This is a genomic window from Pseudomonas sp. CC6-YY-74 (genome assembly GCF_002025205.1).
Lineage (GTDB): Bacteria > Pseudomonadota > Gammaproteobacteria > Pseudomonadales > Pseudomonadaceae > Aquipseudomonas > Aquipseudomonas paeninsulae.
In genome coordinates this window covers 3,068,224-3,082,227 of sequence record NZ_CP019947.1, presented here as the reverse complement: position 1 = coordinate 3,082,227, position 14,004 = coordinate 3,068,224, and the positions used below count along the sequence as shown (strand labels likewise).

Sequence of the window (14,004 nt, the reverse complement as noted above, 5' to 3'; positions counted from 1 at the left end):
GCGAGTGCTGGTCTTTGGGCCTGTCTGCGTCTGTTGGCTTGCATGCTGGTTCTGGCCAGCCCTGTTGGTGCGGCCGAGCCGCAAGTGTTGATCGTCGATGGCAGCCAGTCAGACATCGCTCTGCAGCCTTACATCCGCTATCTGCGCGACCCGGAGCGCAGCCTGCAGATCGAGCAGGTTCTGCAGCAGACCGAGCAGTTCCGCCCGGCCAGTGAGCGCCGCGATCTGAATTTCGGCTATACCCAAGATCATCTCTGGCTGACCCTCGACCTGGTCTCCGCGGCCGACGAACTCACCGATTGGCTGATCGAGATGCGCTATGCCTCGCTTGATCGGGTCAGCCTCTACAGCGTCGGCGCGGACGGCATCCAGGTCCAGCATTCTGGCGATACCCTGGCCTACAGTGAGCGCAGCATCGGCCATCGCAATCCTATCTTCGCCCTGCGCCTGGCGCCCGGCGAGCAGCGCCGGCTGTTCATTCTCGCCCATTCCGAAGGCAGTCTGACCCTGGATAGCCAGCTATGGTCGGCGGCGGGCTTTCAGCAATACAGCCAGAAGGGCTATGTGCTGCTGGCCCTGTATTTCGGCGCGTTGCTGGCATTAGGCAGCTATAACCTGTTGCTGTTCGCGGTGTTGCGCGAGCGCTCGTTCATTCTGTATGTGTGTTTTGTCGCCAGCTTCGGGGTTGGCGTGCTGGCCATCAACGGCCTGGGTGCCCAGTACCTGTGGCCCAATCTGGGCACGCCGGGCAATCGGCTGCTGCCCTTGGGCATCAGTCTGGCGGCCACGCTCGGGGTGCTGTTTGCCCAGGCGTTTTTGTGTACCGCCCGGCGGGCGCCAAGGCTCGATCGTTGCTTGGGCGTGTGGGCCTTTCTGGCCGCTCTAGCGACCCTGGTCACGCTATTGATCGACGTGCAACGAGCCCTGCAACTGATGTCTATCGTCGGCCTGATCACCTGTTTGGTGCTGTTGGTCAGCGGGCTCATCTGTGTGGCCAAGCGAGTGCCGGGAGCGCGGATCTTCGTACTGGCCTGGCTGGCGCTGCTGGTCGGCGGGACCCTGCTGGCGCTGCGTAATTTCGCTCTGATCCCGTCCAACTTCGTTACCCTCAACGCCATGCAGGTTGGCTCGGCCATGGAGATGCTGCTGCTCTCACTCGGGTTGGCGGCGCGCTTCAATCAACTCAAGCGGCTGCAGGAAGAGACGCAGAGGCTGGCGCTGGCTGCCGCGCTGCACCAGGAACAGGTGCTGGAACAACGCGTTACCGAACGCACCGAAGCGCTGGCCGAAGCCAATGCCAGGCTGGAAGCGCAAGCCATGCAGGATCCGCTGACCGGACTGGCCAACAGGGCCGCCCTGGCCAGCCATATGCAGCAGGCGATGTTGCGCACCAGGCGGCGCGGCGAGTTGCTGGCGCTGGTGTTGATTGATCTGGATGGCTTCAAGGACATCAACGACGAATGGGGGCATGCGGCTGGGGATCGGGTGTTGATCGAGGTTGCCGCGCGGCTGCAGGCGTTTGCCCGCGGCAGCGATCTGGTCGCCCGGCTGGGCGGCGATGAATTCATTTTGCTCAGCGAAGGCATCCACAGCCGGCAGGAAGTCCTGGGGCTGGCAGAGCGCCTGCTGCAGGTCATCAGTTTGCCGGTGGCGCTGCAGAATCAAAGCGTCAGGGTTGGTGCCAGCATCGGCATCAGTTTCAGCGACGGCATCGAGCCGGATATCGAAATCCTGATGCGTCAGGCCGATCAGGCCATGTATCAGCGCAAACGCAGTGGTAAGCAGGGGGTGCTGCTGTATTCGTCGTGAGTTGGCTGATCATCCGGCTGTTGTGACGGGTACTCGATAATTGCTAATGGCTGTCACAGTCTTTAAAAGTGTGCACAATGCTGTATGCAATTTTCCGGCTACTCACAACAATAAAACGGCAGGCTTTCCATGCATCTCTGGCAGCGCAGCATTCAGTGGCAACTGATCCTCAGTATGGGCGCGGCGTTGCTCGCCAGCATCCTGATCGTGGTGGGCATCTATTCGGCAGTGGTCAACCGTCTGGCCGAGCGCTATTTGGTCGAGGAGGCGTTGCCGGCAAGTATCCTGGCCATCCGCAACGATCTCGAGCGAGTGCTGACCGAACCCTTGACCGCGGCCCGTGGCATTGCCGAGAACAGCCTGGTGGTGGATTGGCTGGAGCAAGGCGAGGACGCCGCCCAACAGGCCGCGTTCGTGCGCTACCTGAGCGCTGTGCAAACGCAGCAAAAAGCCCTGACGACCTTTATTGTTGGCCTGGATAGCGGTCACTACTTCACCGGCAAGGGCCTCGATCGCAGCCTGGCGCGTGGGCCGGCCGAGAATAACTGGTTCTACGGTTTCGTCGATGGCGGCCAGGCACGCTCGCTGGATATCGACATCGACCAGACCACTCGCGAACCGACCCTGTTCATCAATCAGCGTGTTGTCGCCGCAGGCAAGACGCTTGGGGTGGCCGGTCTGGGGTTCAGCCTGAGCGCGATGTCCGAGATGATTCGCAACTTCCATTTTGGCGAGGCTGGCCGGGTCTATCTGGTCAGCGCGGACGGCAAGGTCAAGGTGCACCCACAGTCCGAGTTCAATAACAGCCGCGACCTCGGCCAACTAGTCGGTGGCCAGGCGGCGACCGAGTTGCTGGCCAAAGGCCGTGATGCGGTGTCCTTCCAGCGTGATGGCGAGGACTTCCTGGCCATCGCCCAGCCGCTGCAGACCCTTGATTGGCTGCTGGTGAGCGAGATACCCGAGGCGGAAATCTATGCCGAGGCGCGACAGGCACTGCTGCTGAGCAGCCTGATCGGCGGCGGCGTGGCGGTGTTTTTCCTCGGCCTGGTGGTGTTGCTGGCGCGCGGCCTAGTGCGGCCAATTCGCCAGGTCACGGCGGCACTGGTGGAGATCGGTGGCGGCGGCGGTGACCTGACCCGCCGCCTGGATGAGTCGCGCGCCGACGAATTGGGCGATCTGGCCCGCGGTTTCAACAGTTTCATCGGCAGTCAGCGCAGCCTGATTGCCGATGTCCTGGCCACCAGCGAACGCCTGCGTAGCTCGGTCGGGCAGGTCGCCCGGGTGGTGGAGAACACCGCCGGGCGCGCCGGCCAGCAGCGGGAGATGACCGACATGGTCGCCACCGCGGTGCATGAGATGGGCCTGACCGTGCAGGAAATCGCGCGCAATGCCAACCGCGCCGCCCAGGCCTCGCACGGGGCCCGTGACGAGGCGCAGCAGGCGCGTGTGGTGGTCGGTCAATCGATCGAACATATCGAACGGATGTCCGCCGACATTGGCGGTGCGGCCGCGGCGGTGGGCGAGTTGGCGCAACAGGTGGGGTCCATCGACCAGGTGCTGGCGGTGATCCGCGGGATTTCCGAGCAGACCAACCTGCTGGCGCTGAATGCCGCGATTGAGGCGGCGCGCGCCGGAGAAATGGGCCGCGGCTTTGCCGTGGTGGCCGACGAGGTGCGCACCCTGGCCAGCCGTACCCAGCGTTCCACCGACGAAATCCAGCAGATTATCCAGCGCCTCAAACAGGGCGCGGATACCGCGGTCATCTCCATGCATGCCGGACAGGCGGCGACGGGCACCGGGGTCGAGGCCAGTCAGCGCACCGGCCAATCGCTGGGGGCGATCACCGAACAGGTGGAAACCATCAGCGACATGAATACTCAGGTGGCGGCGGCGACCGAGGAGCAGTCGGCGGTCACCGAGGAAATCACCCGTAACGTTCAGGGCATCGCCGACCTGGCACATGCCACCGCCGACGAAGTGCGCAGTTGTCGTGAGGACTGCCAGGCCCTGAGTGGCCTGGCCGATGATCTGGCCCGGCAGATGGGCAGTTTCAGGCTCTAGTAACGCACGACCCGCGGCGATAGCGGGCGTAGTTCGCGCAACAAGCAAAAGCATTGCGCCGGGGTCTGCCCTCCTACCAAGAGCGGCGGACAACGGATTTGCACGCCGCTGCGCGGCGGTCGCAGCAGGCGGGAGTGGTTTCACCGCCTCTCAGGCCAGTTCGAGGCGATTGCGGCCCCCGGCCTTGGCCCGATAGAGGGCGTCGTCGACCCGTTTGTAGAAGCTTTCCGCCGAGTCGTCGCAGAGTGGCAGGAACTGGCCGATGCCGAGGCTACAGGTCAATGGCAGCTCCTGCGCCTCGACTTGCAGCGGTTGCGCGGCCAGCGCCGCGCGAAAACGCTCGGCCAGCGGGATGGCCTGCACCAGCGCGGTGTCGGGCATCAGCACGGCGAACTCCTCACCACCCAGGCGCAGCAGGGTATCGCTGTCGCGGCGGAATCCCTGGCGCATGCGTTCGGCGAAGGCTTGCAGACAGAGGTCGCCGGTGCGGTGGCCGTACTGGTCGTTGACCCTCTTGAAGAAATCGATATCCAGCAGCACCAGGGTCAGCTGGCTGTTTTGTCGGCGTGCGTTGGCCAGCCAGCCGGGCAGCAGCGCGTTGAACTGATAACGATTGCCCAGTTCGGTCAGGGCGTCGGTGCGACTCAACCGGTCCAGCTGTTCGCCGTGCAGCAGCAGGCGCAGTTCGCGTTCGAGGCCGATGCAGTACTCGCGGTTCCAGCGATAGAGGAACAGAGCCAGATAGCCCAGGTAGGCCACCAATGCCACGGATTCGCCGATGTCGCCGATGCCCAGGTGGAACTTGACCGCAGTACTGGGCAGGTAGGTCAGCAGGATGGCCAGTGCGCAACGGCCCATGCGCATCGGGAAGGTAAACGCCAGGGCGGTGCCGAACACCACCGCGCTGAGCATGATCAACAGGTGCGAGGCGACTATCTCGGGGTGCAGCTGGAGGCCCGCCAGCATCAGGCCCCAGGTCATCGACTGGAGAAGGATGGCCAGCCAGTGTAAATCCAGCCAGCGCTGCAGTTGCGTCGGGTCGAGTTGTGCGGATGGGCGATGGCGACTGCGCAAAGCGAAGAACAGCAGCAACAACAGGCTGCCGCCACCCCACACCCAGAGGTTCTCCCAGGGGGCGCTGCTGGTGAACCAGAGCAGGCCCCAGGCGAGCAGGTAGTAATAGCCGGCAAACCTGGAGCGGACATGGGTATCGCTGGCTTCCCGCCACAAGCTGAGGCGGGTGCTGGAGGCCGCAGGTTCAGGCTTCATCGACGCGGTACTCGAAAGGTACAGTTTCAGCCTAGTCGAACGATGGCCATTTGCCTTGGTCGGCTCGCTGACCGCTGAGCCGGGCAACACGCTCGATGAGCGGTCGACAGTTGCGTGGCCCAGATAAGCGCCGGCGCTAGCCGGGAGGGTGTGCCGCCGTAACAGCATCTCCGGGCTGCATCCGGACTACGGGGGGGGGGGGGGGGGGTGACCCGCTCGCTGTGGGGAGGCGCGGGGCTGAAGAACGTAGCCGATCAGCGTCGGTTCTGTTCAGGCCTGGACCAGGCGGTTGCGGCCCGTACGCTTGGCTTTGTAGAGCGCATCGTCGACGCGCTTGAAGAAGGCTTCGGCGTTGTCGTCGCGCTGTGGATCGAAACAGCCGACGCCGAGGCTGGCGGTCAGTGGCAGGCTGTTGCCCTGCACGTTGAAGCCTTGTTGGGTGAGTTCCAGGCGAAAGCTCTCCGCCAGCAGGCAGGCCTGTTCCAGCGTGGTATTGGGCATCAGCACGCCGAACTCCTCACCACCCAGGCGCAGCAGGGCATCGCTGCGGCGGCGGAATACCTGGCGCATGCGTTCGGCAAAGGCGCTGAGGCAGGCGTCGCCGCAGGTATGGCCGTGTTCGTCGTTGACCCGCTTGAAGAAGTCGATGTCCAGCAGCACCAGCGACATCGACGCACTCTGGTGTTGGGCGTTGGCGACCATCACCGGAAACAGGCTGTTGAACTGATAGCGGTTGCCCAGTTGGGTCAAGCTGTCGGTGCGGCTGAGTTGTTCCAGGCTTTGCTGTTGTTCCAGCATCTCGAGTTCGAGCGCCAGATGGTTGCGATATACCTCACGGTTGCGGCCGAGGGCGAGGATCAGGTAACTGAAGTAGACGATCAGGGCGATGAAGAGCCCCCGCTGCGCCTGCCAGTCCAGCATCAGGGCCAGCAACCCCGGCAGGTAGAGCAGTGGCAGGATGAGTAGCGACAGGTGCTTGCGCATGGCCAGGTGATAGATGCTGGCGGTGCTGAAGGCGATGGTGGCCATGATCGCGATGACCCGTGAATTCTCTAACTCCGGACTGGACAGTGCCCAGCCCAACGTCAGGCCCCAGCCCAGGGCGCCCAGCAGGATCAGTGTCCACTGCCGGTTGAGCCAGCCCTGCAGCAGCGCCTCGGTGTGCTGCGCCGGCAAGCGGTGCGCCAGGCGCAGGAACATTAGCGCCGCGAAGAAGGCGGTGCCGGTCAGGCCGATGACCAGCTGCGGCCCGGGCTCGCCGACCATTGTCCAAACCAGCAGCCAGGCGATCAGGTAATAGACACCAGCCAGGTGCGAGCGCGCATGAATGTCCTGAGCTTCGCGCCAGAGGGCGAAGGCCGCAGGGTCTTGAGGGAGTTCGCTATGGGTCATGGCAAGAAATCACTAATGCGTCGAGGTAGAGCATAGCGCTTCTAACGCAGCAGCAGTGATTGGTGGCTATATAGTGGCTCGCTGGCGTTGGTGCCCTTGGAAAAGCGAGCTGCGCGGCCGAACCTGGGCGGTTCGGCCAGATCGGCTGGCGCGAGGGAGAGCCGCGCTGCGCCTGGCTCAGCGCAGGATCAGCAGCGGGCTGACGCTGGTGCGCAGCAAGTGGCCGGTGGTGCTGTCGACCAGGTGCACCTCGCTGGCCGAACCCTGCAATACGCGTTCGGCGGACTTGAGCTGGTCCCAGGCATCTACCCGATAGAGGGCGTCGTCGACCCGTTTGTAGAAAGTTTCCGCCGAGTCATCGCAGAGTGGCAGGAAGTGGCCGATGCCAGGCTGCAGGTCAGTGGCAGCTCCTGCGCCTCTACTTGCCGCGGTTGCGCGGCCAAGGACGCGCGAAAACGCTCGGCCAGCGGGATGGCCTGCACCAACGCGGTGCTGGGCAGGTAGGTCAGCAGAATCGCCAGTGCGCAACGACCCACGCGGATCGGGTAGGTAAACGCCAGGGCGGTGCCGAACATCACCTCACTGAGCATGATCAACAGGTGCGAGGCGGCTATCTCGGGGTGCAACTGGATAGCCGCCAGCATCAGGCCTCAGGTCATCGACTGGAGGAAGATGGCCATTTGCCTTGGCCGGCTCGCTGGCCGCTGTGCCGGGCAACACGCTCGACAGATGCGTGGCCCAGATCAGCGTCGGCGCAATCCGCGCGAGCGCGCCGCCGTAACGGCATCACCGGATTGCCTCCGGGTTACGGGACGGGGGCGGCTCGCGGTGGGGATGCGTGGGGCTGAAGAGCGTCGCCGATCAGCGGCGCTTCTGCTCAAGCCTGGACCAGACGGTTGCGGCCCGTACCCTTGGCCATGTAGAGCGCATCGTCGACGCGCTTGAAGAAGGCTTCGGCGTTGTCGTCGCGCTGCGGATCGAAGCAGCCGACGCCGAGGCTGGAGGTCAGGGGCAGGGTGATGCCCTGCACGTTGAAGCCTTGTTGGGTGAGTTCCAGGCGAAAGCTCTCCGCCAGCACGCTGGCCTGCTCCAGCGTGGTATTGGGCATCAGTACGCCGAACTCCTCACCACCCAGGCGCAGCAGGGCATCGCTGCCGCGGCGGAATACCTGGCGCATGCGTTCGGCAAAGGCGCTGAGGCAGGCGTCGCCGCAGGTATGGCCGTGTTCGTCATTGACCCGCTTGAAGAAGTCGATGTCCAGCAGCACCAGCGACATCGGCTCGCCCTGGCGTTGAGCGTTGGCGAGCATCGCCGGAAACAGGCTGTTGAACAGATAGCGGTTGCCCAGTTGGGTCAGGCTGTCGGTGCGGCTGAGTTGTTCCAGGCTTTGCTGTTGTTCGCGCAGTTCGAGTTCGAGCGTCAGGGTGTTGTGGTACTCGCGGTGGCTGCGGTTGAGCGCCAGGACCAGGTAGCTCAAGTAGAGGGCCAGGGTGGTCAGGATCGCGTGTTGTTCGTGCCAATCCAGGGCCAGGGCGATCAGGCCGGGTAGATAGAGCAGGAGCAGGGCGACGATGGCGCGGCCCTTGCGCATCGAGAAATTGAAGGTCAGCGCCGTGCTGAAGGCGATGGTGCTGAGGGTGGCGACCAGCCAGGAACTGGCAAATGCCGGATCGTTGAGGGCCCAGGCATGCACCAGGCCCCAGGCCAGCGCGGTCAGCAGAACTAATCCCCAATGGCGGTCGAGCCAGGTGCGCAGCGTTTGCGGTGTCTTCTGCGCGGGCAGGTGATGGAGCAGGCGCAGCGCGAACAGCAGGGCGAACAAGCCGACCCCGGCCAATCCCCATGCCAGCAGCTGAGTCGGGTTGTCGCTGAACAGCCAGGTCAGCAGCCACGCCAGCAGGTAGTAGATACCGCCCAGGCGCGTACGGATGCGTGTGTCCTGGGCTTCGCGCCAAAGGACAAAGGTCTGGGGTTCACGGGGTACTTCGGCGTTGCTCATAGTGTGTGACCACAAAAACCGCTGGGCCCGGCTATAGTGCGTCAGTCAGGCTTGGCGCGCCACTTTGCCAACACGTAGGCTGTCGTTCATTGACCGTGGCGCAGCGAATACACAGCAACCTCGCAGCGTCGAGCTTCAAGGCGTGTAATTGATTAGCCGTAGCCGTAGCGCTCGTGCAGGCGGGTGCTCTCATGCTGCGCGCGCGCGGGCGTGGGTAGCATCGAGCATGGCCTGTTGCTGCAGGGCATCCATGCGCGCCAGGCGGCCGACCTTGCTCTGATCCAGTTCGACTGCCTGCGCGCAGGATTCTTCGCCTAGGATCAGCCGTTGCAGCGCATCCAGGCGTTGCTGCACAGGCGACGACAGTGTGCGAGATCCAGCTCCTCGCCCATATAGCTACCTCCGAGGGTGTGAAAAACCGAGCGCTACAGGCGACTCAGCGCAGAATCAGCAGCGGACTGACGCTGGTGCGCAGCAGGTGGCTGGTGGTGCTGCCGACCAGGAACTGGCGAATCCGCGAGTGGCCGTAGGCGCCCATGGCCAGCAGGTCGATGGCGTGCTCGGCCTGGTAGGCGTGCAGGGTCGGTTCGACTTCGCCGGCGCGGATCGCCAGGTGCACCTCGCTGGCCGCGCCCTGCAGCACGCGTTCGGCGGACTTGAGCTGTTCCCAGGCATCGGCGGTATCGGCGCCGACCATCAGCAGGTGACACGGCAGGCCCTTGAGCAGCGGGCTGGCGGCGATCATCTCGATGCTTTTGCGCGCCGTGGCACTGCCGTCATAGGCGAACAGGTAGCTCTGCGGCGCCTTGAACTCGCCGCAGCTGACCAGGATCGGCCGCTGCACGGTGCGGATCACGTTCTCCAGGTGGCTGCCGACCAGTTGGCTGAGGTTGTCGCTGGTTTCGCCCTGACGGCCGATCACCAGCAGGCGGATGTCCGCTTGCAGTTCGGCGAGGCTCTCCACCAGGTCGCCATGCCGTTGGCGCAGTTGCGGGTTGCTCACGCCATCGGCAATGGCCCGGGCTTTGGCCGCTTCGAGCAGGTGATGGCCCTGCTCCAGGGCCAGCTTGCCGCGTTTTTCGTCGAGTGCCGCCAGTTCTGCCAGCAGGTGTTCGCGGCTGCCCAGGCCAATGTTGCCGGACAGGTCGCTTGGCTGCGGGTATTGCACCTGATCCAGGACATGCAGGAAGCACAGCGGTGCGTCGAGGCGCTGACTGGCCCAGGCGGCGTAGTCGCAGACACCGGTGGCGGATTGCGAACCATCGATACAAGCCATTACGTGGGTCATGCGGTGCTCCTTTAGTGGCCCATCAGTTGGTCGACGGCATCGGGTTTGTCATGCACGCCGAAGCGGTCGACGATGGTGGCGCTGGCTTCGTTGAGGCCGAGGACTTCGACGTCGGTGCCTTCGCGGCGGAACTTGAGTACCACCTTGTCCAAGGCGGAGACGGCGGTGATGTCCCAGAAGTGGGCAGGGGACAGGTCGATGCTCACCTTGTCGACCGCCTCCTTGAAGTCAAAGGCGGCGACGAACTTGTCGGCAGAGCTGAAAAACACCTGGCCGACCACCTTGTAGCGGCGCTGGCTGCCGTCGTTGTCGGCCTCCGAGCTGATGTACATGAAGTGGCCGATCTTGTTGGCGAAGAACATCGCCGCCAGCAGCACGCCGACCAGCACGCCATAGGCCAGGTTATGGGTGAAGACCACCACCACCACGGTGGCGAGCATGACGATGTTGGTGGACAGCGGGAACTGCTTGAGGTTGCGCAGCGAGTCCCAGCTGAAGGTGCCGATCGACACCATGATCATCACCGCGACCAACGCGGCCATGGGATCTGGCTGACCCAGTCGCTGAGAAAGACCACCATCAGCAGCAAGACCACGCCGGCGGTCAGGCAGGACAGGCGGCCGCGGCCGCCGGATTTCACGTTGATCACCGACTGACCGATCATCGCGCAGCCAGCCATGCCGCCGAGCAGGCCGGAGGCGATATTGGCCACGCCCTGGCCCTTGCACTCGCGGTTCTTGTCGCTGCTGGTGTCGGTCAGGTCATCGACAATGGTCGCGGTCATCATCGACTCCAGCAGGCCGACCACGGCCAGGGCCGCAGCGTAGGGGAAGATGATCGTCAGGGTCTCGAAGGTCAGCGGCACGTTCGGCCAGAGGAAGATCGGCAGGGTGTCGGGCAGCTCGCCCATGTCGCCGACGCTGCGGATATCCATGCCGGTATAGATGTAGACGCCGGTCAGCACCAGGATGCACACCAGCGGCGAGGGCAGGATCTTGCCGATTTTCGGCACATAGGGGAACAGGTAGATGATGCCCAGGCCGGCGGCGGTCATGGCGTAGACGTGCCAGCTGACGTTGGTCAACTCCGGCAGCTGGGCCATGAAGATCAGGATCGCCAGGGCGTTGACGAAGCCGGTGACTACCGAGCGCGAGACGAAGCGCATCAGCGAGCCCAGCTTGAGGTAACCCGCGCCGATCTGCAGCACCCCGGTCAACAGGGTAGCGGCCAGCAGGTACTCCAGACCATGATTCTTCACCAGGGTCACCATCAGCAGGGCCATGGCACCGGTGGCGGCGGAGATCATCCCCGGACGGCCGCCGACGAAGGCGATCACCACGGCGATACAGAAGGACGCATAGAGGCCGACCTTGGGGTCGACCCCGGCGATGATCGAGAAGGCGATGGCTTCGGGGATCAGCGCCAGCGCCACCACCAGACCGGCGAGCACGTCGCCGCGGATGTTGAACAACCAGGTGTTTTTCAGGCTTTGCAGCATGGCTTATTCCCAAAGGGCTGGGTTCCGCTGGTGCGCGCAAAGCGCTGGGCGGACTGGGTGAATGGCAGATTTAAAAAGTAAAACAGGTGCATGACCGAGCAGTGTTCGGCTACGCAAGAGCGCACAGCTAAGCGACCGGGAAACCGGCGAGGCAATGCAGGAGGGGCGTAACGCTAAGGCGGCTTAGGCAGCCAGCGTAATGGTTGGGCCAGCGTCATGACGACCTGTCTCTATCCATGCAAGCAAAAAGGGCGTGCACTTTAACATAACCGGAAGTCATGGGCGCATCCCGCCAGGCGATCTGCGGCATGAGGCGGAACTTGCCCGGTGCGGCATGTTCGAATCCTACGCGCCTGCGGGCTTCTGCGAGGTTGTGAAAAAACTCTCGCCTACTGCGAGCGTCTGCAGGCGCCCGCTGCGGACGTTGCGCGACACAAAAATCGGAGTCATTTGGCTGACTAAACTCCCCCGGTTTTTGCTTGCCGCACCTTGCCGCAAACGCCCGGAGGCGCTCTCGTGACGGCGCTCGATATTTCCACCACCTATGAGCCGCGCGGATTGCAACAATTGCGGGGCAGACTGCCTCTTCCCATCTGCACGCGAGAGTGACCGTCGATGATGTCAACTGCCAAGGGGATGCTAGGACGGCTGTCTGCCTTAAGCCCATGGCAATGGGCGCTGCTGCTGGTCCTGCTGAGCCTGGTTTACCAGGTGCGCAGCTTGCACCTGGATGATCGCTTGTACTTCTGGATCCAGACCTCCTGGCACGCAAGCGAGTGGCAAGACCACAGCCTGTGGTTGCCGAAATACCAGGTGCGGATCGACGCCAAGGCCGTACCGGGTGTCAGCGATAACCTCTCCGGCTTGACCTATGACGAGCGCCGCAACCAGCTTTGGGCGGTAGTCAACAACCCGGAAGAGCTGCTCGCCCTGAGCACGGACGGCGAGGTCCTGGCCCGTTATCCGCTGAGTGGTTTCAGCGATGTGGAGGGCATCACCTACCTGGGTGACAACCTGCTGTTGTTGGCCGAGGAGCGTAACCAGGCGCTGGTGGTGGTCGAGGTGCCGGACCAGCCCGGGGCCTTGTTTCGCCAGGATTACCAGGCGCTGACCTTGGGGGTCGAGGCGGGCGACAATCAGGGTTTCGAGGGTGCCGGCTACGACCGCGGCGGTGACCGGCTGTTCGTGGTCAAGGAGCGGTCGCCGCGCAAGCTCTATGAAATCCGCGGGCTGAAAGCGAGCATCGAGGGCGACTTCAACCTCGAAGTGATCGACCGCGAGGAATGGCTCAAGAATATCTTCGCCACCGACCTGTCCTCGGTGCATTACGACGAGCAGACCGGCCATCTGGTCTTGCTCAGCGATGAGTCTAAGGTGTTGATGGAGCTTGACGACCAGGGCAAGCTGATCAGCTTCCGCTCGCTGCTCGGCGGCTTCGCCGGCCTGCAAGACAGCGTGCCGCAGGGCGAAGGCATGACCCTGGACGACCGCGGCAACCTGTATCTGGTCAGTGAGCCCAATCTGTTCTACAAATTCGAGCGCAAGTGATTGCGGCGGCCGTTTAGCCGCGCCTGATCAGCCAGATGCCGGCCACGATCAGCAGCAAACCGCCGATCTTGCCGAGGCTGACCGGTGCTTCGCGAAAACCGGCCCAACCGAAATGATCCAGGGTCAGGGCCATGCTCAGCTGGCCGACCAGGACCAGCGCCATCAGCAGCAGGGCGCCGATACGCGGCCCGGCGAAGGCGGCGATGAAGATGAAGAAGGCGCCGAGCAGGCCGCCGCTCCAATGCCACCAGGTCAGCCCCTTGAGGGCGCTGAGGCTGGGTGCTTCGCGCTGGAGCAGGACCATCAGCAACAGGGCCAGGCTGCCGACCAGAAAGGAGATCAAGGCGGCGCTGAGTGTGCTGGACACGTGCTTGGCCAACTGGCCGTTGATCCCTGCTTGCAGCGGCAGGCAGGCGCCGGCGAGAAAGGGCAGGGCGAGTAACCACCAGATCGGGGCGGGCATGGGTATCTCCAAGGCGCGGGCAGGCAAGTATGCCGGAAAAGCTGTCTGTTCCGTCAGGGTGAACGAGCCCGGGTTTTGCCTTACAGCGCCTTGCCGAATTGAATCAAGGCCACCCGCGCGCCTTGCGCATCGCGGCGCTCGACCACACCGCTGAGTTGATAGCCGTGCTTGGGGTAGAGCAGTAGCCCGGCGCTGTTGGCGTTGAAGCAGGACACCTGCATGCGCGTGGCCTGGTAGTGGTCGCGCGCCAACTGCTCCATCACTGTCAGCAGATAGCTCGCCACGCCCTGGCCACGCGCCCAGGGTGCGACCATCAGGTTGCCGAGGGCGCAGAAGTCGCCATGCTGCCACTGGTAGAAATTGGCGAAACCGGCCACTTGACCATTCAGCAGCACCACGGTGCTGTCGCGGCGCTCGGCCATGGCTGCGGCCAACTGACCGACGCTGAGTGGCCAGCCAGCCTTCGGGTAGGCAAAGAACAGCTCCTGCGCGCTCTGCGGGAACGCGACTATGGCGCTCAGGTCGGCGGCGCTGGCGGAGCGGTGGCTAAGCGTTGCGGGCTGATTCATCGGGCGTCCTGGTGAGCGGGGCATAGCGTTAAGGTAGCTTGATTGCGCAGAGCCAAAGCGTGTCTGGAGGAGCGCGCCTCGACAGGCGCGGCCATGGCCAAACCGGTC

Annotated in this window: 11 protein-coding genes and 2 pseudogenes; 4 read left to right on the top strand and 9 right to left on the bottom strand. The window is 63.8% G+C overall.

Features of this window, described 5'->3' with window-relative positions; all coding sequences use genetic code 11:
• The first annotated feature begins 42 nt into the window (after positions 1 to 42).
• The 3 genes and pseudogenes from B2D37_RS14085 to B2D37_RS24195 all read left to right on the top strand — a co-directional run bounded on the left by B2D37_RS14085 (position 43) and on the right by B2D37_RS24195 (position 3,870).
• Entirely contained in the window at positions 43 to 1,809 is a 1,767-nt protein-coding gene (locus tag B2D37_RS14085) for a diguanylate cyclase (protein WP_177345227.1), read from the top strand.
• Positions 1,810 to 1,938: 129 nt separating this feature from the next.
• Positions 1,939 to 3,003, top strand: a pseudogene (locus B2D37_RS24200) (cache domain-containing protein); the annotation flags it as partial.
• 129 nt (positions 3,004 to 3,132) lie between these two features.
• On the top strand, positions 3,133 to 3,870 hold the full coding sequence (locus B2D37_RS24195; protein WP_371915455.1) for a methyl-accepting chemotaxis protein: 738 nt from the start codon (positions 3,133 to 3,135) through the stop codon (positions 3,868 to 3,870).
• A 150-nt stretch (positions 3,871 to 4,020) separates the two neighbouring features.
• On the opposite strand, the gene B2D37_RS14075 is transcribed toward B2D37_RS24195, so the two are convergent.
• From B2D37_RS14075 to B2D37_RS14045, 7 genes and pseudogenes are all read right to left on the bottom strand, one after another.
• Positions 4,021 to 5,139: a diguanylate cyclase gene (locus tag B2D37_RS14075; protein ID WP_079203268.1), complete on the bottom strand. Its 1,119-nt coding sequence runs from the start codon at positions 5,137 to 5,139 to the stop codon at positions 4,021 to 4,023.
• A 270-nt stretch (positions 5,140 to 5,409) separates the two neighbouring features.
• A complete protein-coding gene (locus B2D37_RS14070; RefSeq protein WP_079203267.1) occupies positions 5,410 to 6,531 on the bottom strand; it encodes a GGDEF domain-containing protein in 1,122 nt (373 codons plus the stop codon).
• 305 nt (positions 6,532 to 6,836) lie between these two features.
• Positions 6,837 to 7,175: a hypothetical protein gene (locus B2D37_RS14065; protein WP_079203266.1), complete on the bottom strand. Its 339-nt coding sequence runs from the start codon at positions 7,173 to 7,175 to the stop codon at positions 6,837 to 6,839.
• A gap of 233 nt (positions 7,176 to 7,408) precedes the next feature.
• Positions 7,409 to 8,530 (bottom strand): GGDEF domain-containing protein, encoded by a 1,122-nt coding sequence (locus B2D37_RS14060; RefSeq protein ID WP_079203265.1) that lies wholly within the window; start codon positions 8,528 to 8,530, stop codon positions 7,409 to 7,411.
• Positions 8,531 to 8,719: 189 nt separating this feature from the next.
• A complete protein-coding gene (locus B2D37_RS14055) occupies positions 8,720 to 8,884 on the bottom strand; it encodes a hypothetical protein (RefSeq protein WP_177345226.1) in 165 nt (54 codons plus the stop codon).
• Positions 8,885 to 8,966: 82 nt separating this feature from the next.
• Positions 8,967 to 9,818, bottom strand: a complete 852-nt coding sequence (locus B2D37_RS14050) for a universal stress protein (protein ID WP_079203264.1) — start codon at positions 9,816 to 9,818, stop codon at positions 8,967 to 8,969.
• 11 nt (positions 9,819 to 9,829) lie between these two features.
• Positions 9,830 to 11,316 (bottom strand): annotated as a pseudogene (locus tag B2D37_RS14045) (SulP family inorganic anion transporter).
• Positions 11,317 to 11,931: 615 nt separating this feature from the next.
• Between B2D37_RS14045 and B2D37_RS14040 the strand changes: the two are divergent.
• On the top strand, positions 11,932 to 12,864 hold the full coding sequence (locus B2D37_RS14040; protein WP_079203263.1) for an SdiA-regulated domain-containing protein: 933 nt from the start codon (positions 11,932 to 11,934) through the stop codon (positions 12,862 to 12,864).
• 13 nt (positions 12,865 to 12,877) lie between these two features.
• Here B2D37_RS14040 and B2D37_RS14035 read toward each other — a convergent pair whose 3' ends face one another.
• Together B2D37_RS14035 and B2D37_RS14030 are read right to left on the bottom strand one after the other, a co-directional pair.
• A complete protein-coding gene (locus B2D37_RS14035; protein WP_079203262.1) occupies positions 12,878 to 13,327 on the bottom strand; it encodes a DMT family transporter in 450 nt (149 codons plus the stop codon).
• A gap of 80 nt (positions 13,328 to 13,407) precedes the next feature.
• Positions 13,408 to 13,896 (bottom strand): GNAT family N-acetyltransferase, encoded by a 489-nt coding sequence (locus B2D37_RS14030; RefSeq protein WP_079203261.1) that lies wholly within the window; start codon positions 13,894 to 13,896, stop codon positions 13,408 to 13,410.
• Between the last annotated feature and the right edge of the window lie 108 nt (positions 13,897 to 14,004).

Excerpts from the sequence above, each read along its gene's own strand:
- B2D37_RS14035 (WP_079203262.1), bottom strand. The coding sequence starts at position 13,327 with ATGCCCGCCCCGATCTGGTGGTTACTCGCCCTGCCCTTTCTCGCCGGC.
- B2D37_RS14070 (WP_079203267.1), bottom strand. The coding sequence starts at position 6,531 with ATGACCCATAGCGAACTCCCTCAAGACCCTGCGGCCTTCGCCCTCTGG.
- B2D37_RS14060 (WP_079203265.1), bottom strand. The coding sequence starts at position 8,530 with ATGAGCAACGCCGAAGTACCCCGTGAACCCCAGACCTTTGTCCTTTGG.
- B2D37_RS14085 (WP_177345227.1), top strand. The coding sequence starts at position 43 with ATGCTGGTTCTGGCCAGCCCTGTTGGTGCGGCCGAGCCGCAAGTGTTG.
- B2D37_RS14065 (WP_079203266.1), bottom strand. The coding sequence starts at position 7,175 with ATGCTGGCGGCTATCCAGTTGCACCCCGAGATAGCCGCCTCGCACCTG.
- B2D37_RS14050 (WP_079203264.1), bottom strand. The coding sequence starts at position 9,818 with ATGACCCACGTAATGGCTTGTATCGATGGTTCGCAATCCGCCACCGGT.
- B2D37_RS14040 (WP_079203263.1), top strand. The coding sequence starts at position 11,932 with ATGATGTCAACTGCCAAGGGGATGCTAGGACGGCTGTCTGCCTTAAGC.
- B2D37_RS14075 (WP_079203268.1), bottom strand. The coding sequence starts at position 5,139 with ATGAAGCCTGAACCTGCGGCCTCCAGCACCCGCCTCAGCTTGTGGCGG.
- B2D37_RS14030 (WP_079203261.1), bottom strand. The coding sequence starts at position 13,896 with ATGAATCAGCCCGCAACGCTTAGCCACCGCTCCGCCAGCGCCGCCGAC.
- B2D37_RS24195 (WP_371915455.1), top strand. The coding sequence starts at position 3,133 with ATGACCGACATGGTCGCCACCGCGGTGCATGAGATGGGCCTGACCGTG.